Origin of the sequence: Amycolatopsis sp. H20-H5 (genome assembly GCF_035828755.1) — a bacterium.
GTDB lineage: Bacteria > Actinomycetota > Actinomycetes > Mycobacteriales > Pseudonocardiaceae > Amycolatopsis.
In genome coordinates, this window is record NZ_JAYMZS010000083.1 from 1 (window position 1) to 19,410 (window position 19,410).

Sequence of the window (19,410 nt, forward strand, 5' to 3'; positions counted from 1 at the left end):
GACGATCAGCGCGGCCACCACGACCAGCGCGATCACCTTGGTCGAGGTGCCGCCGCCCCAGCCGAGCCGGTCGAACACCGTCGCGGTGGCCATGGTCGCCAGCGCGGTCAGCACGGTCTCCCAGCCGACGGTCAGCATCCAGGAGATGGCCGAGGGCAGGTGGTTGCCGCGCACGCCGAACGCCGCGCGGCTGAGCACCATCGTCGGGGCGGAGCCGCGTTTGCCGGACACCGCGATGAAACCGCAGAGCAGGAACGAGAAGACGATGCCGATCGTGCCGGCGACGAGCGCCTGCCAGAACGAGATGCCGAAGCCGAGCGCGAACGAGCCGTAGCTCAGGCCGAGGATCGACACGTTCGCGCCGAACCAGGGCCAGAACAGGTCACGGGGGCGGCCGCGCCGGTCGGCGTCGCTGATGACCTCGATGCCCTGCGTCTCCACCTTGAGCTGCTTGCGTGCCGGGGTCGTCGCGGGTCCGGCCACCGGCTTCTGACGCGTCTCGGTCATGACGCCGCCTTTCTGAACCTGTTCATACCTGTTCACTCAGACGTTAGGTTGCCCGAGTGGCTACGTCAACGCTTTGACGAGCTCATCGATTTCCTCGCGGCCCGGTGCGGTGGCCGGCCCGTGCCTGGTCACCGAAAGGGCGGCGGCCGCGTTGGCCCGCAGCGCCGCGTGCTCGACGTCCGCGCCGCGCAGCAGTTCGGCGGCGAGGACGCCGCAGTGGGTGTCGCCCGCGCCGTTGGTGTCGACGGCGACGACCGGGAATCCCGGGATCGTGACGGTGCTGTGCTCGCGATGCAGGAGGCAACCCGCCGGTCCGTCCCTGATGACCACGGTGGCGGCCGCGGGCAGCATCGTGGCCAGCGCCCTGATGGCGGAGTTCGTCGTCCGGGTTCTGGTGATTTCCGTCGCTTCGCGGGCATTGCAGCTCAGAATGTCCACTGTGGACATGACAACGCGGAAGGTCTCGAGGTCGATCTCGCTTGCCAGCGGGCCGGGGTCGAACAGCACCGGGGAGCCCGGCAGCCGGGGCAGCCAGGACAGCAGGGCTGCCCGGTTCGACTCGTGCAGCAGGCTGTAACCCGTCACGTAGACGAGATCCCCGGCGGTCGCTTCGACGGCGTCGAGCTGGTCCTCGCGCAGCTGTCCTTCCGCGCCCGCGCCGGTGACGAAGGTGCGTTCGCCGCTCGCGTCGACGAGCGCGACGACGACACCGGTGTCCATCCCGCCGCTGGGTTCGTGGGCGACCGCGACGCCCTCGGCGGCCAGCGCGGCGCGGACCGTGTCGCCGAAGCCGCCGATGCCGTGGACACCCGCGTACAGCACGTCGGCGCCGGAGCGGGCGGCCGCGGACATGACGTTGAAACCACCACCGGGCAGCAGGTTTGTCGAGGTCGCCAGTACGTCGCCGCCCGCCGGGGGCAGCGCCGGGACGGTCATCACCAGGTCGAGCACGGCCTGGCCGGTGTGCACGAGACGGCCGGTCATGGGCGTGGCCTCGTGTTCGCGTTCGTGCTCGCGTTCGCCCGGAGGGCGAGGAGGCCGTCGACGAGCGGTTCGAGCTCCAGGCCGTTCACCTTCACCACGGTCTCGGCGAGTTCGGCCGGGATGCCGTCGATCCCGTGGCAGGCGCCGAGCATCGCCCCGCACATCGCGGCCACGGTGTCGGTGTCGCCGCCGATCTCGGCCGCCAGCCGCAGCGCTTCCCGGGGATCGTCGCCGAGGGCCTCGGCCAGCGCGAACGCGGCGACCACCGATTCCTGCGCCGCCACCGAGGTGCCGATGACCAGGTCGACGGCGTCCGCGAGAGTGGACCTGTCCATACCTGTCACCCAGCCGCGGGCCCAGTGGATCCGGGCCGCGATGTCGCCTCCGGCGCTCCAGTAGCCGCGCCGCGCGCCGATCGCCGCGGCGCGCTCACCCGCGTCGAGGGCTTCGGTGAGGCTCGCGCCTTCGATCCCCGCCGAGACCGCCGCCGCGACAGCTGACGCGGCGGCGATGCCCAGGCTCGTGTTGTGGGTGACGCGCGCGGTCGCCACCACGGCGTCGACCAGCGCGTCCAGGTCGCTGGCGGGGGTGGCGACTCCGATCGGCGTGACGCGCATAGCCGCACCGTTGGTGGTTCCGGTCCGCCCGGCCTCCTCCGGCGGGACCCCGGCTTCGAGCAGCGAGAGCGCGCGTTTCGTCGACGGGCCCAGCAGGTCCGCCGAGCCGCGGCGGACCATGTCCGCTTCCCAAGCGACCAGCGCGTCGGCGAACTCGCGTGGGTCCACGACGCCGTCGCTGTCGATCAGCAGGTGAGCGAGCAGAATCGCCTGCTCGGTGTCGTCGGTGATGGACCCGGCGGGCATCGATGGAGCGATGGGCTGGTCCGCGATCGCGTCGACCAGTCCTAGTACCTGTCCGTACCTGTTCGCAATCTGGGCCCGGGACATCGACTGGGTGGGCATCCCGAGCGCGTCCCCCACGGCGAGGCCGATGAAGGCGCCGAGCGCGCGGGCCCTCACGGGGTGCCGAACGTGAGGTGAAACTGGAACCGGGCCGGGTCGAGCAAGCTGATGACGTGCTCGACCAGTTCGCCCTGTGCGTCGACCGAGGTCCGGACCGAGCGCAGGAACTGCTCGCGGGGACCCCGGCCGAGCAGCTGGGCCGCCTCGTCGTCGAGCTGCTCGGTGGAAATCCACTGGTAGCCGCTCACGGCGTGCCGCCCGGCGACTCGCAGGGTTTCGGTGAGGGAGTCGTCGACCAGGCCCCGCGTGGGCAGATCCGCCAGCTCGCCGAGGCCGGGGACGAGTGCTTCTTCTAGCGAGATGCCCACGCCTACCTCGTCGCGGCGCAGCCTGCGCACGGAGATGAACCCGCGCACGCCATATCGGTCGGACAACAGCTCGTCCACGACCTTGCTGATGCTGATCAGCTCGGTGGTCACCTGCGAGCCGCTGTCGGCGAGGGCGCGGGCCCAGCCAGTCTGCTGGTCGAGGGTCACGCCGTCGAAGGTGACGAACGAGCCGACGCCGGTCTGGGTGTCGATCAGCTCCTGGCGCTGGAGCTCCGACAGTGCGCTGCGGACGGTGCCGCGGCTGACCTGGTACCGCTCGGCCAGCTGGTTCTCACCGGGCAGCCGGTCACCGTTGGCGAGCCGCCCGGTGTGGATGAGCTCGGTGAGGTCACCCACGAGCCGCTGTTTCTTCCCGCCCACTTTCTGGTACATGTACATACCTGTACACCCAAGTTTGGGCGTATGCAAGATGATCAGGATGTCGATTTGGGGAGCCCGCGTGGCACCGAACGGAAGGTCAGGGTCCTCGTGTTCGACGGGACCAGGCAGGAGAACATCCTTTCCTGCGTCGAAAAAACGGTGGCCGAGTTCGATCTCGAGCGGTCCGTTCGCTTCGGTGCCAAACGCACTGTGTTCACCAGCGGCGGCACTACCGCACCACCTCAGCGCGGGAGCAAGGGACCTTTACTGCCGCCGCCGCCATGCCGCGGAAGCCGCTCAGCCGCCGGAGTGCATGTCCTCGGTCTCGGGGACGCAGTCGTCGTCGGGGTCGTTGAGCCAGCCGTGCGGCAGCGTGACCTTGCCGGGCGAGCCCTGGCGGCCGCGTGGCCCGTCCGCACCGGCGGGGAAGGGTGCGTCGTGATCGAGCCTGGCGAGCAGGTCGTCGAGCTCGGTGAGGCTGGAGATCATCGCGAAGGCGCGGCGCAGCTCGGAGCCGACGGGGAAGCCCATTAAGTACCAGGCCATGTGTTTACGCAGGTCACGCAGGGCCTTGTCGGCACCGTCGTGCTCGACGAGCAGCTCGGCGTGGCGCCGCAGCACCCGCGCGACCTCGCCCAGCTTCGGCCCGGCGGGCACCGGACGTCCGGCGAACGCGGCCTCGAGCTCGCCGAACAGCCACGGCCTGCCGAGGCAACCGCGCCCGACGACCACGCCGTCGCAGCCGGTCTCGGCGACCATGCGCAGGGCGTCGTCGGCGCTGAAGATGTCACCGTTGCCCAGCACCGGGATGCTGGTGACGGCTTCCTTGAGCGCTGCGATCTTCGACCAGTCCGCCTGGCCGGAGTAGCGCTGGGCGGCCGTGCGCGCGTGCAGCGACACCGCGGCGGCGCCCTCGGCTTCGGCTATCCGGCCCGCGTCGAGGTACGTCAGGTGGTCGTCGTCGATCCCGACCCGGAACTTGACCGTGAACGGCACGCCCGCCTCGGCCGCGGCGGCGGCGGACTCGCGCACGATGTCGGCGAACAACCGCCGCTTGAACGGCAGCGCCGCGCCCCCGCCCTTGCGGGTGACCTTACTGACCGGGCAGCCGAAGTTGGAGTCGATGTGGTCGGCGATGTTCTCGCCGATGATGATTTTGACGGCTTCGCGCATGGTCTTCGGGTCTACGCCGTAGAGCTGCATTGACCTGGGCTTTTCATTCGCCGCGAAGGTCATCATGTGCATGGTCCCGGGATGCCGTTCGACGACGGCGCGGGCGGTGATCATCTCGCAGACGTAGATCCCGGCGCCGTACTCCGCGCAGAGCTGCCGGAAGGCGACGTTGGTGATCCCGGCCATGGGCGCGAGCACGACCGGCGGATCGACCTCGTACGGGCCGATCTTCAGGATGGGCTTGCTCAGCGTGGCGGTCACGACTCCATTGTCCCTGGTGGTGCCGGTCACGTCGACCAGGGGCTCACCGAGGCCGCATCGTCACGGAGAAGGCCTGCGCCCTGTTCTTGCAGGTCGGCGCGTCGTCACACTGGGCGCCTTCCAGTCGTCGAGGCTGATCTTGAAGGTCGCGTTGCTGTCCAGCACGGTCTTGTCTCGACGAGGGCAGGCACGTCTCCGGGGTGCGTTTCGGCTGGCCGGGACCGGATTGTCACCTGGGTTGAGTAGTGCTACGGATCCGTTCTGGGCCCGCCGCGGCCCATGCTGGGCGCATGCCCACCGATGGAGATGTGCTCCTCAAGCTTGCCGGGGAGATCGACGACCTCGGGCGCCGCCTCGGACAGGTCGGCGCCGAACTGCGGACGTTCCGGTCCGGGCAGCAGCCTGAACAGGCCGCGCCGGCACCGATGCCCCAGCCGATGCCCCAGCCCGGATACGGGTGGCAGCAGCCGCCGGTCCAGCAGTGGCACCCGCCGCAGCAGCAGTGGGCCCCGATGCCCGCGCCGATCCCGCCCGTCCCGCGCCGGTCGCTCGCCGAGAAGCTGGGGCAGGAGGGCGCGGGCAGCAGGCTGCTCGCGTGGGTCGGAGGGGCGGTCACGCTGCTCGGCGTCGTGCTTTTCCTGGTGCTGGCGATCCAGCGGGGCTGGCTCGGTCCGCTGCCGCGGGTGCTCGTCGGCGCCGGGCTCGGCGTCGGCATGATCGGGACCGGGCTGTGGCTGCACCGCAATCCGGCCGGGCGGACGGGGGCCTTCGCGCTGGCCGCCACCGGTATCGCGGTGCTCTACCTGGACGCGATCGCGGCGACGACGCTCTACGACTTCCTACCGTCGGTCGCCGGTCTCGCGGTCGGCCTGGTGGTCGCTGTCGGCGGGCTGTTGCTGGCTTCGCGGTGGGATTCGGCCCTGCTGGCGACGGCGGTGGTGATCGGGTGCGCGGTGTGCGCGCCGATGATCACGCCGGGCTTCACGCCGGAGCTGGTCACCTTCCTGCTGATGGTCCAGCTTGCCACGATTCCCTTGCAGTTACGCAAGGAATGGACGTCGGTCGCGATCGCGGCGGGTATCCCGCCGGTGCTCGCGTCCGTGATCAGCACGGCGGTGGCTGGGCTTCCCGGCAACTGGGCGAACACGGCCGCCGCGTTGGGCGCCGGTGTCGCCGGCGTGGGTGTCGCGCTGATCGTGACGCGTCGCCGTCCCACGGATCTGGCCGCGTTGTCGCTGCTCGCGATCGCTGTCGTGCCGTCGTTGTTCGCCGCGTTGCTGCTGCCGAAGGCGCAGGCCGTGCCGGTTGCGGCGGGGGTGGGCGTGGTCCTGCTCGGGGTGTGGGCGGTGAGCCGGTGGTTGCCGGGACACGCGGGTGACGTCGCCGGGGCGGCCGGGCTGATCGCCGTGCTGCAGGCGACCGTCGTCCAGTTCGATGGTTCGGCCCGGTCGGCAATTCTGCTCGGTGAGGCGGTTCTGCTGGCGGTCGTGGCGTTGCGGACCCGGCGGAAGGTCGCCATGCGCGGCTCCCTGGGTTTCGCGGTGCTCGGCGCGGTGTTCGCGCTGGCAGGGGATCTCCCGCCGGTGCTGCTGCTGGTGTTCCGGAGCCGCCCGACCGGTGAGATCGCCGGTGCCTGCCTGGTCGCCGCGCTGCTGCTGGTCGTGTCGGTGACGCTGCCTTGGGTGGCTTCCCGGCTCGGCGCGCTGCGTCAGCCTTCGGCGAACGTCGTGCCCTGGCTCGCCGCCGGGATCGCCGCGCTCTACGGTGCCGCCGGGGTCGTGCTGTGCGGTTCGCTGCTGGTCCAGCCGGGGCGGTCCGGGTTCCTGCTGGGCCACGTGCTGATCACTATGTCGTGGACGGTGGTCGCGCTGGTGCTGCTGATCCGTGGGATCGGTGTGGTGGCGCTGAGGGTGATCGGCCTGGTGCTCGTCGGCGCGGCCGTGGTCAAGCTGGTCCTGTTCGACCTCTCGGCGCTGGACGGGATGGCCAGGGTCGCCGCGTTCCTCGGCGCCGGACTCATCCTGCTCGCCGCGGGCACCCGCTACGCACGGTTGGTGTCCTCACGCTAGGACGCGGTTGCCCCTGAAGGCCACCATGACGGCGTTAGACGCCGTCATGGTGGCCTTCAGGGGCAGTTAGGCCGCGCTACGTTGGGCTGTATGGGTGTCAAGAATCTGGTGCTCCGGGCCTATCAACGGCGACTTCGGGCGCGGGTGCTGCGCGGCGCGGTGCCTGGTCACGTCGCCGTCATCGTCGACGGCAACCGCCGCTGGGCGCGCGGGATGGGGTTCGAGGACGTGCGGCTGGGGCACAAGCACGGCGCCGAGCACATCCTGCGGCTGATGAGCTGGTGTGAGGACCTCGGAATCGGGCGGGTGACGGTCTTCCTCGCCTCGGTCGACAACCTGTCCAAGCGCGCGTCGCCCGAGATGACCTACCTCATGCAGGTGATCGAAGACCTCGTCACCGAGCGGCTCTCCGGCCCTTCGGCACGCTGGCGGGTCCGCCCGGCGGGACGGCTGGACCTGCTTCCCGCGTCGACCGCTGCCGCACTGAAGAACGCGGCGGAGGACACCCGCGGGCTGTCCGGCCCCGAGTTGACGTTCGCGATCGGCTACGGCGGACGGGAGGAGGTCGTCGACGCGGTTCGCTCGCTACTGATCGACGGAGCCGTCGCCGGGCGGTCGATGGCGGAGATCGCCGAAACCGTGTCGACGGAGGAGATCTCGGGGTACCTGTACATACCTGATCAGCCTGATCCCGACCTGATCATCCGCACCAGCGGGGAGCAGCGGCTGTCCGGTTTCCTGCTGTGGCAGTCGCCCAAGTCCGAGCTGTACTTCTCCGACGTCTACTGGCCCGGTTTCCGTTACGTCGACCTGCTCCGGGCCGTTCGCGCGTACGGGGGTTCTAGAAGCCGACGTTGACGCAGGCCAGCCGCCCGCCGGCGGTTCCGGCGTGGCCGGGATCGGTGTGCGTGTGCATCTCGTGGATCACCACGGAGTGCGCGCGCCGCTCGCCGAACGCCCAGTCCACTTTGGACAGCGCGAAGCCGCTGCCGGCGCGGTCGGTGGTGAAGTCCAGCCAGATCTCGTTGTCCGGGTTCGCGTACGCGGGGTCGACCGAGGGCTTCACCGGGTCCGGTGTGTGCTGGAAGTGCGGCCCGGCCGCGTCGCCGAGCACGCCGCACGGCTGTGCGTGCGCGTGGGCGCCGTACTCGTGCTTGGGGAGCAGGCCCGAGACGACGAGCGCGGTGGCCGTGCCCACGGCCGCGCCGGAAACGCCGAACACCTGCACGCGCGCGCCGGTGGGCACCAGTGCGGGGTTGTAGGTGACGGCCGTGGTGCCGGGGGTGTACGCGGCGGCGAACCTGCCGTGCGCGGTGGTCACGTGCAGGGGCGACTCGGCGGCCTGGCCCGTCCCGGCGGCGGCGAATGTCGCGGCGGAGGCGAACAGCAGTGCGGAAAGGACCGTGGGGACGATGCGCATGATCGTTGTCTAGTCAGCTTGACGTGGATCACGCCAGACCCGTCACCCCAAAGAGTGAAATCTTCCCAGATCGTAGGCTGATCGAGTGACTTCCAAGACCGCAGACCGTACCTGGCTGGTCGCCGCGGCCGCCGCACTCTGGGGCACCGACGGCCTGCTCCGGCTCCCGCTTGCGGAGGCCCTCCCGGCGGCCACGGTCGTGTTCTGGGAGCACCTCCTGGTGGTCGCCGCGCTGAGCCCGTTCATCCCGCGCGCGGTGCGGGCGCTGCGCCGCTGCGGGCCGCGCGAGTGGCTGGCGGTGCTGGTGATCGGCGGTGGTTCGTCCGCGCTGGCCACGGCGTTGTTCACCGCGGCGTTCCAGCTCGGCGACCCGGTGACCCCGCTGGTCCTGCAGAAGCTTCAGCCCATTTTCGCGGTGATCGCGGCGTTCTTCGTGCTGGGCGAACGGATCCGGCCGGGATACGCCCTGTTCGCGCTGCCCGCACTGGCCGGGGCCTGGCTGCTGGCGTTCGCCGATCCGCTGCACATCCAGGTAGCGGCGGTGAAGGCCGCGCTGCTCGCCATCGGCGCCGCGGTGCTGTGGGCCGCGGGCACCGTACTCGGCCGGTTCGTCTCCACGGAACTGGAGCCGCGCGACGTCACCGTCCTGCGGTTCACGGTCGGGCTGCCGGTCGCCGCCGGGATCGTCGGTGTCCAGGGCGTGTCGTTCGCCGTCGGCTGGAGCAACGCGCCGGGCCTGGTGCTGCTCGCGTTCGTGCCGGGGCTGCTCGCGCTGAGCCTGTACTACGTCGGCCTGCGGTCGACACCCGCCGCGCGAGCGACGCTGGCCGAGCTCGCGTTCCCGGTCACGGCCGCGGTGATCGGCGTATCTTTCCTGGGCGCGCAGCTGTCCGGCACGCAGTGGCTCGGGCTGGCGATCGTGGTCGCTTCGGTGACCGCGCTCGGCTGGCACGAGAAGGTCCGAGGTGTCCCGATGGTCCTGGAGCCCGCGATGAACCCACCCGCCGTCGAGTCCGGCCGATGAGCGAAAACACCGGCGAGACCGAGAACCAGCGCCTGACCCGCAACGTGAGCGAGCTGCTTCAGGAGCTTCGCGTCGCGCAGGCCGGGGTACAGATTCTGTTCGGGTTCCTGCTCTCGGTGGTGTTCACCGAGCAGTTCCGTGCCGCCAGCGGGTTCGAGAAGGCCCTGCACCTGACGGCCGTGTTGCTCGCGGTGGCGGCGACGGCGCTGCTCACCGCGCCCGCCGCGTGGCACCGGCTGCTGTTTCGCACCGGGCGTCGCGAGGAGATCCTGGTCGCCGGGAACCGTACGGTGCTGGCCGGGCTGGGCTGCCTGGCCGCCGCGATCACCGCGACCGTCACGCTCATCGCCAACGTCGTCTACGGCCCGATCGCGATGATCGTGGCCGGTGTGCTGACTGCGGCGCTCTTCGGCGGGCTCTGGTACTTCGTGCCGAAGCGGCTGCTCAAGGGCTGATCGGCGCGCTGTCCGTGAGGCCGAACGCCGCCCTGTCCACCGAGTCCGGGTCGTCCGGTGAAAAGCCCCGCAGCACGGCGGCGGCGCCTGGCGCGGTGAACAGCCGGTTGACCGACGCCTGCAGTCCGGCGCCGTCTTCCGCGTAGTCGATGTGGGTGACCCGGTAGCCCTCAGTCGCGGGCGAAAGGATGAACACCATCGGGTCGTAGCGGACGCAGGACGCGGTGATGCCGACGACCAGGTCAGTAGCCCGCCGAGGGCAGCCGCGCGTCGATGATCGGCACTGCCTTGTCCTCCAGCGCGCTGTCGACGTGTGGCGCGGTGAGCGGCCAGAGCAGGTACCAGCCGAGCGAGCCCGCGACCACCGTCCCGATCGCGGTGTACACCAGCACCCGGCGTCTCCCCATGGGACCAAGCTACCGAGCGGGGCGAAGTTCATCAGCGGTTTCGCCGCCGTTGCCCGCCGGGCCGCCGGACGCCCGTAGCTTGCGCCCGTGACTGACTCTTCCCGCCGGACCTTCCTGCGCGGCGCCGGGCTGCTCGGCGCGGGCGCCGCGGTGTCCGCACTGCCCGCCGTGCTCGCCGCTCCCGGTGCCGCCGCCTCCGGCCACCACCACGATCCCGACGTCGACGACCCCCGGTTCACGGTCGTCGTCCTGCCGGACACCCAGTACCTGTTCGACACCGACCGTGGTGACTCCGCGCCGCTCGACGCTTCGCTGCGGTACGTCCTCGACGAGTGCGATGACAACGTTGTCTTCCTCTCTCACCTGGGAGATCTCACCGAGCACGGGCTGCCGGGCGAGTTCGCCGGGATCAGCCGGTCGTTCCAGGCGCTCGACCGCCGCCGCTTCCCGTACAGCACGCTCGCTGGCAACCACGACATCGACTCGTCGACCGATGACCAGCGCGGCCGCACGCCGTACCTCGACGCGTTCGGCCCGCAGCGGTTCCGTAACTCGCCGTCCTATCGTGGCTCCACAAAGGACGGTTACAACAGCTACCACCTGTTCCGCGCGGGCGGCCGGGAATGGCTCGTGCTGGCGCTGGACTGGCGGCCCTCGGCGGGTGGCCTGGCCTGGGCGCGGTCGGTGCTCGCGCAGCACCCGCACACCCCGGCGATCCTCACCATCCACGAGCTGGTGGATTCCGACGGCCAGGGACAGGCGCACCTGTCCGCGTTCGGGCAGCAGGTCTGGGACCAGCTGATCGCGGGCAGCGACCAGATCTTCCTGAGCCTCAACGGGCATTACTGGCCACCGGGTCGCACGGTCGAGAAGAACACCGCCGGGCACGACGTCCACCTGCACCTGACGAACTACCAGGACCGGTACTACGGCGGCAGCGCGATGATCCGGCTGTACCGGTTCGACCTGGCGCGCGGCGTGATCGACGTCCGGACGTTCTCGCCGTGGCTGGCCGAGCGTGAGCCGCGGCTCAGCGAGCTGGAGCGCCAGGAGGTCGAGCGCACCGGCTCGGCGGACTACTTCAGCCTGGAGATCGACTTCGACCAGCGGTTCGCCGCTTTCGCACCGATCCCGGTGCCGCCCGCGCGGCCGGTCGGCCGCCAGCTCGTGCCGGGCACCGTCGCCTACTGGCGGTTCGAGGGCGGCAAGGACGGCGTCCCGGTGCCCGAGGGCAAACCTGTACAGGACCTGTCTGGACAGGGCAACCACCTGACCCGCGTCACCTTGCCGGGTAGCGGCGCGGCCACTCTGACGTTCTCGTCGGAGTTCTCGCCCCGACAGCCGTCCAGGGCGAGCCTGCGGTTCGACGGTGGCAAGAAGCCCGCGCGTGGCGCGTATCTGCGCACGGTGGACTCGGCGCCGCTCAACGTCGCGACCTTCCCCCGCGGGTACACGATCGAAGCGTTCGTGAAGCTGCCCGCGGACTTCAAGGGTGACCAGCACGCGTGGTGCGGCCTGTTCGGCAGGCTCGGCACCGGTGGGCAGGCGGGCAAGACCGGCGACGATCCGAGTGAACCGGCCGCGACGCTGTCGCTGACCGACGGCGCCGGGTTCCAGTGGGCGGTGTTTCCGGTGAACCAGCAGGGGATCTCCACCAACTGGGGCCACGAGATGGCCGTGGGCCGGTGGTGGCACGTGGCCGTGGTGAACGACGGCCGTCACACCACGATGTACGTCGACGGCTGCCCGGTGCTGCGGAATCCGGCGACCCCGGCGACCGGCATCGCGAATCCCGGCGGCAGCTGGGCGCTGGGCGCCTACGCGTACGGCAAGGTGGTCGAACAGGGCTTCTACGGCAGCCTCGGCGATGTCCGCGTTGTCGAACGCGCGCTTTCCCCGCGGGAATTCATGCTCGACTGAGCTTGACACGTCCCGCATAATAGAAAATCGGCCTGTTTCCCGAAATGGAAACAAAGCCGATTATGCTGGCAGTCTAACAGCCGTGAGGGGCGCTTGTCAAATAACGGGGAATTGCGGGCAGAACGGGCGTACGTCGACGCTCTCTACGAAAAATTGGAGACCGAGCGGAGCGGCGCCGCGGCCATGCTGGCGCGGTCCGCCAAGGGTGCCGACACCCTGCTGGAGCGGGACGCGGCGATCGACTTCTGGTCGAAATCCTTGTCCCGCTTGAATATCGCGGACAACGGCCTGTGCTTCGGCAGGCTCGACCACGAGTCGGGGGAGCGGGTGTACGTCGGCAGGGTCGGGCTCTTCGACGACGATGGGGACGGCGAGGCGCTGCTGATCGATTGGCGTGCGCCGGTGGCCAGGCCGTTTTACTGCGCGACCGCGGTGAATCCGCTGGGAATGGCCCGGCGCCGCCGGTTTCGCACGCTCGGCAGGCGGCTGGTGGATTTCACCGACGACCTGGCGGCGGCGCACGGGGAAAACGCGGGTGATGCCGCGTTGCTCGCCGCGGTGAACGCGCCGCGCGGTGCCGGAATGCGCGATATCGTCGCCACCATCCAGGCGGAACAGGACGAGATCATCCGGCTGGACCACGACGGGGTCGTGGTCATTGAGGGCGGGCCGGGCACCGGCAAGACCGTGGTCGCCCTGCACCGGGTCGCGTACCTGCTCTACACGCGACGCGAGCGGCTGGCCCGGCGCGGTGTGCTGGTCGTCGGCCCGCATCCGGGATTCCTCGACCACATCGCGCGGGTGCTGCCGTCGCTGGGGGAGACCGACGTCGTGTTCGCGACGGTCGGCGACCTGGTACCGGGCCTGTGCGCCGAAGCCGAGGAGGATCCCGAGGTCCAGCGGGCGAAAGGCGCCCTGGCGATGCTCGACGTGCTCGCCAAGGCCGTCGCGGATCGCCAGGAGTTGCCGCCGGACCCGATTCCGGTCGCGCTCTCGGACGTCCCGGTCGAGCTCGACGCCGAGCTCGCCGGTGCGGCCAGGGAGCGTGCTCGTGCCACGGGGCTCCCGCACAACGAGGCCTGCGAAGTCTTCCGCCGGGAGGTCGCGCACGGGCTCGCCGAGCGGGCGGTCGACCAGATCGGCGAGGGCTGGCTGGAGGCCGGGGACACGCAAATGCGCGCTGAGCTGCTGGCAGACGTCCTCGAAGAGCTGGGCGAGGGCTCGGAGCTCGACGCCGAGATCGACCGCCTGTGGCCGCGCCTGACTCCGGGGCAGCTGCTCGCGGACCTGTTCGGTTCGGTCGCGCGGCTCGCCTCGGCTGGCGGCGATCCGGTGCTGTTCCGCGCGGACGGCGACGCGTGGACGGTGTCCGACGTGCCGTTGCTCGATGAGGCCGTCGAGCTGCTGGGCGTCGACCGCTCCGCCGAACGCCTGGCGGAGCTGCGGAGGCAGGCGGTGGCCGAGTACGCGGCCGGGGTGATGGACGTGCTGAACACCGACGCGATGGACGACGACGATGAGACGCTCCGCGCGATCGACCTGATCGACGCGGGTGAGCTGTCCGAACGGCACGTCGAACGCGACCACCGCGAACTCGCCGAGCGGGCGGCGGGCGATCGCGAATGGACCTACGGGCACGTGGTGGTTGACGAGGCGCAGGAACTGTCCGAAATGGACTGGCGGGTACTGATGCGGCGGTGCCCCAGCCGTTCGTTCACGATCGTCGGCGATCTGGCGCAACGACGTTCGGCGGCCGGTGCCACCGCCTGGGGCCCGATGCTTTCGCCCTACACCGGCGACCGCTGGGCCTCTCGCGCGCTGACCGTCAACTACCGGACGCCCGCCGAGATCATGACCGTCGCGGGCGCGGTGCTGGGTGAGTTCGCGCCGGACGTCCGGCCGCCCGAGTCGGTGCGGGCGTGCGGCGTCCTGCCGTGGGCTCGGCGCGTGTCCGGGCGGAATCTCGCGGGGGCGTTCGTGGACTTCGACCGCGACGAAGGGGGCCGCGAAGGGACCTTCGCGGTCATCGGGCCCGAGGGGATGGCTGGCGTGCTCACCCCGGCAGCCACCAAGGGGCTTGAGTTCGACGCCGTCCTGATCGTCGAGCCGGACCGGATCCTCGCCAAGGGCCCGCGCGGCGCTTCGGAGCTCTACGTGGCCCTCACCAGGGCCACCCAGCGACTCGGCGTGCTGCACGCGGCTCCGCTGCCGTCCGTGCTCGCCGGGCTCAAAGCGGGGCGGCGGGTTCCGGACTCGTTCCTGCGCTGTGTGTGAATGTCCCTGAAGGCCACCTTCACGGCGTAAAACGCTGTGAAGGTGGCCTTCAGGGACAGTGTTCTAGGTCGTGAGGCTGTCCCAGACGTAACTCTGTTTGGCGAGCTTGAGGTAGACGAACGTCTCTGTGCTCACCACCCCGGGAATGGTCCGGACCTCGTCGTTGAGCACCCGCAGCAGGTGCTGGTCGTCCCGGCAGATCAGTTCGACGAGTACGTCGAAACTGCCGGCGCACAGGACGACGTAGTGCACGTCGGCCAGCGCGGACAGCCTTTCGGCCACCACGTGCAGGTCGCCGCGGACGGTGATGCCGACCATCGCCTGCCGGGCGAGGTCGACGTCGAGTGGATCGGTGACCGCGACGATCTGCATGGTTTCGTCGCGCAGTAAGCGTTGTACCCGTTGGCGTACCGCTCCCTCGGACAGCCCGACAGCCTTGGCCAGCGCGGTGAACGAGGCCCGCCCGTCACGTTGCAGCAGCGAGATCAGCGTTCGATCCGTGCCGTCGAGCAGTCTTGGGGTGCGTTGTTCCTCGGTTCTGGCGCGTGGTTCAACCTCCATGCCGTCCCTCCCTGTGTTTCGGCATGTGATTACTAGCTGCGCAGCGTATCCACCCTCCCCGACAAAACCACTGGTTAAAATCCACGTCCGCTTGATCCACTGCACAGACCACGTCTGACAGTGGAATCAGTGGTCAGAGGCCCGTCCGGCGGATCTTTCCGAGGTCGCCAGCAGTGAAGACGCCGAGGTCAGCCCAGGTCGCGGGCGAGGAGGTCCTCCTCGGTCTCGCGGCGCACCAGCAGGGTGGCGACGCCGTCGCGCACGCCGACCAGCGGGGGACGGCCGATCAGGTTGTAGTTCGACGCCAGCGAGTGGTGGTAGGCACCCGTGCACGGGACGGCCAGCAGGTCGCCGACGTGGAGGTCGTCCGGCAGCTGGAGGTCGTCGGCGAGGATGTCGCCCGATTCGCAGTGCCGTCCGACGACCGTCATCGGCCGCCGGGCCGCTCGCGAATGACGCCCGACCAGCCGCGCGGTGTACTTCGCGCCGTACAGCGAGGGGCGCGCGTTGTCGCTCATGCCGCCGTCCACCGCGACGAACGTGCGGCTGCCGCGTTTGACCGCGCAGACCCGGTAGACGGTGATCCCGGCCGGGCCGACGATCGCGCGGCCTGGCTCGATCGTCAAGCGGGGCAAGGGAAATCCGCGCGAGGAGCATTCGTAGCCCAGCGCCACCCGCAGCCTGCGGACGTAGCCGTCGAGGTCGAATCCGGCATCCACGGGCAGGTAGCGGACCGCGTGCCCGCCGCCGAGGTCCAGCTCCCGCAGCGTGACGCCGTAGGTGTCACGCACATGGGCGAGCACCTCGACCATTTTCCGGGCAGCCTGTTCATACCTGTCCACCCTCGTGACCTGCGAACCGAGGTGACAGTGCAGCCCGACGAGGGAGAGGCTCGGCTGCGTGAGCACGGCCGCCACCGCCCGGTCGAGGTTGTCGCGGACGCCGTCCACCAGGGAGAAACCGAACTTCTGGCCCTCGGTGCCGGTCGTGATCGCCGCGTGCGTGTCGCCCGTGACGCCGGGGGTCACGCGGATCAGCACCTGCTGCCGGTGGTGCGCGAGCGCGCCGAGCTGCTCGATCTCGTCGAGCGAGTCCAGCACGATCCGGCGGACGCCGTACTCGAGTGCCGCTTTGAGGTCCTCCGGGGTTTTCGCGTTGCCGTGCAACAGGATTCGTTCGGCCGGGAAGCCGATCGACCTGGCCACCGCGATCTCGCCCGCCGAGCAGGTGTCGAGTGACATGCCCTCCTCGGCGACCCAGCGCAGCACGGAACGTGTGCACAGCGCCTTGCTCGCGAAGGCGACTTCGGCGTCTGGCAGCGCGTGGCGGTACGCGCGGGCCTGGGCGCGGACCTCGGCCTCGTCGATCAGGTAGGCCGGGGTCCCGAAGCGGGCGGCGAGGTGGCTCACCGGCGCACCCGCGAACATCAGCTCACCGTCCCGGCCGAGACAGGTGCTCCTCGGCCAGACACCCGGTTCGAGGTGGTCGGCGGCTTCGCAGCCGAGGCTGGGAAGGAGCTCGCTGAGCGTCACGGTTACCTCCGTGCTTCACGGTTGTTTCGGACACTGTCAGCACAGCGCGGTTTCGCCGTCCCGGCCGCCGCGGAAACGTCCTCCTGACGTTTCCGCCCAGCGCGCTGACGTCTTATTTACGGGCGGGTAACCTCCGCCACACCCCGGTTGACCTGCACGGTGATGAGTTTTCCGGCGACCGCCCGTCATATCGGTCATGGTGAACACAGCGATAGTCGGAGGTCCGGTCATGCAGAGCGCCGAAGCTGAGGACAAGGCGGTGGTCGAGGCGGCCCGCGCCGGGGACGAGGCGGCGTTCGCCGGGCTCACCGAGCGGTACCGGCGTGAACTGCGGGTCCACTGCTACCGGATGCTGGGCTCGTTCGACGAGTCCGAAGACCTGGTCCAGGAGACCTTGCTGCGGGCTTGGCGAGGACGGGAGACCTATCAGGCGCGGGCCACGTTCCGGGCCTGGCTCTACCGGATCGCGACCAACGCGTGCCTCGACTTCCTCGACCACACCGTCCGCAAGCCGTTACCGACCGAGTTGACCCCGGCCGCGAGCGGGTATCTCGCGCCGCTGCCCGCGGTGGCCGTTCCGTGGCTGCAGCCGTACCCGGACAAGCTCCTGGAGCCCGCCGCGGCCCACGACCAGGAGCCGCCCGCGCTGGCTGTCGCGCGCGAGACGATCGAGCTGGCGTTCCTCGCCGCGATCCAGTACCTGCCGCCGCGGCCGCGCGCCGCGCTGATCCTGCGTGACGTGCTCGGCTGGTCGGCCAAGGAGACGGCGCTCCTGCTGGAGACGACGACGGCTTCGGCCAACAGCGCTCTGCAGCGGGCCCGTGCCCAGCTGAAGGAGCACCTGCCCGCGCGCCGGGCGGACTGGGGACCGGCGACCGATCCCAGCGAGGAGGAACGCGTGATCCTGCAGCGCTACATGACGGCCGTCACCTCAGCCGACGACGCCGCGATCGGCGCGTTGCTGCGCGACGACGTCCGGTGCAGCCACCAGCCCGGCGCCGGTGGGCACGACGGCCCCGAACCGACCTGGTACAGCGGCCTCGACACGGTCCTCGCCGGATGGGAGCCCGCGTTGCACGGCCCGCACGCGCTCGCGTTCCGGATGCTGCCGACCCGCGCGAACGGCCATCCCGCGGTCGCGACCTACATCAAGTGGCCGTCCGAGTCGGGCGAGTTCGCGGCCTTCACGCTCAACGCGCTGCTCGTCGTGGAGGGCAAGATCGCCGAGGTGGTCAACTTCGTGCCCGCGGTCTTCGAGTCCTTCGGCCTGCCGAAGACCCTGCCCGCCTGACCCTGCCCGCCCTGAACTGCCCCTGAAGGCCACCATCACGGCGTAACACGCCGTGATGGTGGCCTTCAGGGGCAGTCGAGGTCGGGCCTGTTGCCGGAGGCCCTGTTGTGGAGAAAAGTGGATCAGCGAACGGATTCGGGGACCGTGTCGATGGCGTGCACCATGTGCACGGCCAGCGCGTGGGCCGCCTCCTTGTCGAGCTTCGAGTGCTCCATGACGATGGCTTCGACCTTGTCGACCCGCATTTCGTAGCGGGAGACGTGGTGGGTGTCGGCTGTCATTTCTGTCCTTCGGTCGGGTCTGAGAAGACCTTCCCCGCGCCACACACGCAGCCACGGCTGAAGCCGCCTGCTGAGGTCGCGGTACAGAACCGCTGTGCGATCACGTCATGGGAAGACCGGGTGTGGGGACAGCTGGGGCACTGGTCCTCGGCGACCGGGGTGGTCGCCGGGCTGGTCTCGGCAAGGTTCATGTCGTTCCCCTTTCAGGGGGAAGCGGTGGCGCCGGCACGCAGGGGCGCGCCCACGGAGTGCAGGTGCTCCAGTACGTAGCCGTACGAGCGCATCCAGCCGCATTCGGCGTAGTCGATCTGGTGCCGCGCGCAGAACTCGCGGACGATCACCTGCGCGTGCTTGAGGTTGGGGCGGGCCATACCGGGGAACAGGTGGTGCTCGATCTGGTAGTTCAGGCCGCCCAGCGCGAAGTCCGTGACCGGACCGCCGCGCACGTTGCGGGAGGTCAGGACCTGCTTGCGCAGGAAGTCGAGACCGTGGCCGTCGGACAGCATCGGCATGCCCTTGTGGTTGGGCGCGAACGAGCTGCCCATGTACACGCCCCAGAGGCCCTGGTGCACCGCGATGAACGCGATCCCGGTCAGCGGTGAGAGCACGACGAACACCGCGGTGAGGTAGGCGGTGACGTGGGCCAGCAGCAGCGCCGACTCCAGGATCCGGTGCTTGACGTCGCGCTTCATGATCGCCTGGATGCCGGAAACGTGCAGATTCAGGCCTTCGAGCAGCAGCAGCGGGAAGAAGATGAACGCCTGGTACTTCGCCATCCAGCGCAGGAAACCGCGTTTGCCGTGACCCTGCGCGCGGCTGAAGGCCAGCGCGGCGATGTCGACGTCAGGGTCGGAGTCCTCGTGGTTCGGGTTGGCGTGGTGCTTGGTGTGGACGCTGACCCACGAGCCGTAGCTCATCCCGACGAGCCCGCCGTGGAGGAAACCGGTCGCGTTGTTGGCGCGGTGGCTGCGGAAGATCTGCTTGTGGCCCGCGTCATGGCCGATGAACGAAAGCTGCGTGAACATCATGGCGAAGAACGCCGCGAGGAGCAGCTGCCACCAAGAGTTTCCCAGATGGACGAAAGCTACCCAGCCACCCGCGAAGGCGAGTAGATTTAGCGAGATCCTCACCAGGTAGTAAACCCGCCTTCGCTTCAGAAGGCCCGCTTCCTTGATCAACTTGGTCAGCTCGGCGAACTCTGTGCTGTGTCGCAGCGGTGTAGCCACCGTGTCGGAGGGTCTGGTTGAGGTCATGGGTTACCCCGCTCTGGTTCGTACGAGAGGCTTGTCCAGCAAGGGGAAATCCGGCCACCGACGGGGTCCGGTTTCGGCGGAGAGAGGCACTGGGGCCGCAAGACGTCGCGGTAACTCCGCGATCTGCCTCTAGGGTCTCATTGGTCTGCTGGGAAGGCAAACCTCACCATGACGCCGGATCCGGCGTAGAGTCGCACGCATCGAGGGAAACAGCGTCGGCCAGCGGGTCGGCGTACCCCCGGTTCCGTCCGGTCGCGTTGTCCGATCGGAGACAGGAGCACCGGCCC

The 19,410-nt window shown here is 69.8% G+C and carries 20 protein-coding genes; 7 read left to right on the forward strand and 13 right to left on the reverse strand.

Annotated elements, in window-relative coordinates; translation table 11 throughout:
* The 5 genes from QMK34_RS33270 to dusB all read right to left on the reverse strand — a co-directional run.
* Positions 1 to 507, reverse strand: a 507-nt coding sequence (locus QMK34_RS33270) for a cytosine permease (protein WP_326418639.1), incomplete at its 3' end; no start/stop codon positions are given.
* 60 nt (positions 508 to 567) lie between these two features.
* Positions 568 to 1,491, reverse strand: a complete 924-nt coding sequence (locus QMK34_RS33275; RefSeq protein ID WP_326418640.1) for a PfkB family carbohydrate kinase — start codon at positions 1,489 to 1,491, stop codon at positions 568 to 570.
* Complete coding sequence (locus QMK34_RS33280) at positions 1,488 to 2,510, reverse strand: ADP-ribosylglycohydrolase family protein (RefSeq protein WP_326418641.1); 1,023 nt, start codon at positions 2,508 to 2,510, stop codon at positions 1,488 to 1,490. The genes QMK34_RS33275 and QMK34_RS33280 overlap by 4 nt, the downstream gene beginning before the upstream one ends.
* Positions 2,507 to 3,220 (reverse strand): GntR family transcriptional regulator, encoded by a 714-nt coding sequence (locus QMK34_RS33285; RefSeq protein ID WP_326418642.1) that lies wholly within the window; start codon positions 3,218 to 3,220, stop codon positions 2,507 to 2,509. The genes QMK34_RS33280 and QMK34_RS33285 overlap by 4 nt, the downstream gene beginning before the upstream one ends.
* Positions 3,221 to 3,499: 279 nt before the next feature.
* Positions 3,500 to 4,636 (reverse strand): tRNA dihydrouridine synthase DusB, encoded by a 1,137-nt coding sequence (gene dusB / locus QMK34_RS33290; protein WP_326418643.1) that lies wholly within the window; start codon positions 4,634 to 4,636, stop codon positions 3,500 to 3,502.
* A 290-nt stretch (positions 4,637 to 4,926) separates the two neighbouring features.
* Between dusB and QMK34_RS33295 the strand changes: the two genes are divergently transcribed.
* Both QMK34_RS33295 and uppS read left to right on the forward strand, forming a co-directional pair.
* Complete coding sequence (locus tag QMK34_RS33295) at positions 4,927 to 6,705, forward strand: DUF2339 domain-containing protein (RefSeq protein WP_326418644.1); 1,779 nt, start codon at positions 4,927 to 4,929, stop codon at positions 6,703 to 6,705.
* A gap of 90 nt (positions 6,706 to 6,795) precedes the next feature.
* Positions 6,796 to 7,563 carry a polyprenyl diphosphate synthase gene (gene uppS / locus QMK34_RS33300; RefSeq protein ID WP_326418645.1) on the forward strand — a complete coding sequence of 256 codons (768 nt, stop codon included), beginning with the start codon at positions 6,796 to 6,798 and terminating at the stop codon, positions 7,561 to 7,563.
* On the opposite strand, the gene QMK34_RS33305 is transcribed toward uppS, so the two are convergent.
* Positions 7,547 to 8,125: a superoxide dismutase gene (locus tag QMK34_RS33305; RefSeq protein ID WP_326418646.1), complete on the reverse strand. Its 579-nt coding sequence runs from the start codon at positions 8,123 to 8,125 to the stop codon at positions 7,547 to 7,549. The two genes, uppS and QMK34_RS33305, sit on opposite strands and share 17 nt — an antisense overlap.
* An 85-nt stretch (positions 8,126 to 8,210) precedes the next feature.
* Between QMK34_RS33305 and QMK34_RS33310 the strand changes: the two genes are divergently transcribed.
* Both QMK34_RS33310 and QMK34_RS33315 read left to right on the forward strand, forming a co-directional pair.
* Entirely contained in the window at positions 8,211 to 9,149 is a 939-nt protein-coding gene (locus QMK34_RS33310) for a DMT family transporter (RefSeq protein ID WP_326418647.1), read from the forward strand.
* Positions 9,146 to 9,604 (forward strand): DUF6328 family protein, encoded by a 459-nt coding sequence (locus QMK34_RS33315; RefSeq protein WP_326418649.1) that lies wholly within the window; start codon positions 9,146 to 9,148, stop codon positions 9,602 to 9,604. The genes QMK34_RS33310 and QMK34_RS33315 overlap by 4 nt, the downstream gene beginning before the upstream one ends.
* On the opposite strand, the gene QMK34_RS33320 is transcribed toward QMK34_RS33315, so the two are convergent.
* Both QMK34_RS33320 and QMK34_RS33325 read right to left on the reverse strand, forming a co-directional pair.
* Positions 9,594 to 9,803, reverse strand: a complete 210-nt coding sequence (locus QMK34_RS33320; RefSeq protein WP_326418650.1) for a hypothetical protein — start codon at positions 9,801 to 9,803, stop codon at positions 9,594 to 9,596. The genes QMK34_RS33315 and QMK34_RS33320 overlap by 11 nt on opposite strands.
* A gap of 43 nt (positions 9,804 to 9,846) precedes the next feature.
* Positions 9,847 to 10,011: a hypothetical protein gene (locus QMK34_RS33325; RefSeq protein WP_326418651.1), complete on the reverse strand. Its 165-nt coding sequence runs from the start codon at positions 10,009 to 10,011 to the stop codon at positions 9,847 to 9,849.
* A gap of 87 nt (positions 10,012 to 10,098) precedes the next feature.
* Here QMK34_RS33325 and QMK34_RS33330 point away from each other — a divergent pair, with 87 nt between their 5' ends.
* Both QMK34_RS33330 and helR read left to right on the forward strand, forming a co-directional pair.
* A complete protein-coding gene (locus QMK34_RS33330; protein ID WP_326418652.1) occupies positions 10,099 to 11,931 on the forward strand; it encodes a LamG-like jellyroll fold domain-containing protein in 1,833 nt (610 codons plus the stop codon).
* Positions 11,932 to 12,024: 93 nt separating this feature from the next.
* The gene (helR, locus tag QMK34_RS33335) at positions 12,025 to 14,205 is read left to right on the forward strand and encodes an RNA polymerase recycling motor ATPase HelR (RefSeq protein ID WP_326418653.1); all 2,181 of its coding nucleotides are present in this window, start codon (positions 12,025 to 12,027) and stop codon (positions 14,203 to 14,205) included.
* A 63-nt stretch (positions 14,206 to 14,268) separates the two neighbouring features.
* On the opposite strand, the gene QMK34_RS33340 is transcribed toward helR, so the two are convergent.
* Together QMK34_RS33340 and lysA are read right to left on the reverse strand one after the other, a co-directional pair.
* Positions 14,269 to 14,766, reverse strand: coding sequence for an Lrp/AsnC family transcriptional regulator (locus QMK34_RS33340; RefSeq protein ID WP_326418654.1), 498 nt, complete (start codon positions 14,764 to 14,766; stop codon positions 14,269 to 14,271).
* A 188-nt stretch (positions 14,767 to 14,954) separates the two neighbouring features.
* Positions 14,955 to 16,298: a diaminopimelate decarboxylase gene (gene lysA / locus QMK34_RS33345; protein WP_326418655.1), complete on the reverse strand. Its 1,344-nt coding sequence runs from the start codon at positions 16,296 to 16,298 to the stop codon at positions 14,955 to 14,957.
* A gap of 229 nt (positions 16,299 to 16,527) precedes the next feature.
* Here lysA and QMK34_RS33350 point away from each other — a divergent pair, with 229 nt between their 5' ends.
* Positions 16,528 to 17,589, forward strand: coding sequence for an RNA polymerase subunit sigma-70 (locus tag QMK34_RS33350; protein WP_326418656.1), 1,062 nt, complete (start codon positions 16,528 to 16,530; stop codon positions 17,587 to 17,589).
* A 122-nt stretch (positions 17,590 to 17,711) separates the two neighbouring features.
* On the opposite strand, the gene QMK34_RS33355 is transcribed toward QMK34_RS33350, so the two are convergent.
* Genes QMK34_RS33355 through QMK34_RS33365 form a run of 3 tightly spaced genes read right to left on the reverse strand, consistent with a single transcriptional unit; the run spans position 17,712 to position 19,123 of the window.
* The gene (locus QMK34_RS33355; RefSeq protein ID WP_326418657.1) at positions 17,712 to 17,870 is read right to left on the reverse strand and encodes a DUF6307 family protein; all 159 of its coding nucleotides are present in this window, start codon (positions 17,868 to 17,870) and stop codon (positions 17,712 to 17,714) included.
* Positions 17,867 to 18,061, reverse strand: coding sequence for an RGCVC family protein (locus tag QMK34_RS33360; protein ID WP_326418658.1), 195 nt, complete (start codon positions 18,059 to 18,061; stop codon positions 17,867 to 17,869). Before QMK34_RS33360 ends, QMK34_RS33355 begins: the two co-directional genes overlap by 4 nt.
* A gap of 12 nt (positions 18,062 to 18,073) precedes the next feature.
* A complete protein-coding gene (locus QMK34_RS33365; protein WP_326418659.1) occupies positions 18,074 to 19,123 on the reverse strand; it encodes a fatty acid desaturase family protein in 1,050 nt (349 codons plus the stop codon).
* Between the last annotated feature and the right edge of the window lie 287 nt (positions 19,124 to 19,410).

Coding starts and splice junctions, on each gene's coding strand:
- QMK34_RS33320 (WP_326418650.1), bottom strand. CDS start 9,803: ATGGTGTTCATCCTTTCGCCCGCGACTGAGGGCTACCGGGTCACCCAC.
- QMK34_RS33355 (WP_326418657.1), bottom strand. CDS start 17,870: ATGACAGCCGACACCCACCACGTCTCCCGCTACGAAATGCGGGTCGAC.
- QMK34_RS33325 (WP_326418651.1), bottom strand. CDS start 10,011: ATGGGGAGACGCCGGGTGCTGGTGTACACCGCGATCGGGACGGTGGTC.
- QMK34_RS33315 (WP_326418649.1), top strand. CDS start 9,146: ATGAGCGAAAACACCGGCGAGACCGAGAACCAGCGCCTGACCCGCAAC.
- QMK34_RS33285 (WP_326418642.1), bottom strand. CDS start 3,220: ATGTACATGTACCAGAAAGTGGGCGGGAAGAAACAGCGGCTCGTGGGT.
- QMK34_RS33340 (WP_326418654.1), bottom strand. CDS start 14,766: ATGGAGGTTGAACCACGCGCCAGAACCGAGGAACAACGCACCCCAAGA.
- QMK34_RS33360 (WP_326418658.1), bottom strand. CDS start 18,061: ATGAACCTTGCCGAGACCAGCCCGGCGACCACCCCGGTCGCCGAGGAC.
- uppS (WP_326418645.1), top strand. CDS start 6,796: ATGGGTGTCAAGAATCTGGTGCTCCGGGCCTATCAACGGCGACTTCGG.
- QMK34_RS33365 (WP_326418659.1), bottom strand. CDS start 19,123: ATGACCTCAACCAGACCCTCCGACACGGTGGCTACACCGCTGCGACAC.
- QMK34_RS33350 (WP_326418656.1), top strand. CDS start 16,528: ATGCAGAGCGCCGAAGCTGAGGACAAGGCGGTGGTCGAGGCGGCCCGC.
- QMK34_RS33295 (WP_326418644.1), top strand. CDS start 4,927: ATGCCCACCGATGGAGATGTGCTCCTCAAGCTTGCCGGGGAGATCGAC.
- QMK34_RS33275 (WP_326418640.1), bottom strand. CDS start 1,491: ATGACCGGCCGTCTCGTGCACACCGGCCAGGCCGTGCTCGACCTGGTG.
- QMK34_RS33305 (WP_326418646.1), bottom strand. CDS start 8,125: ATGCGCATCGTCCCCACGGTCCTTTCCGCACTGCTGTTCGCCTCCGCC.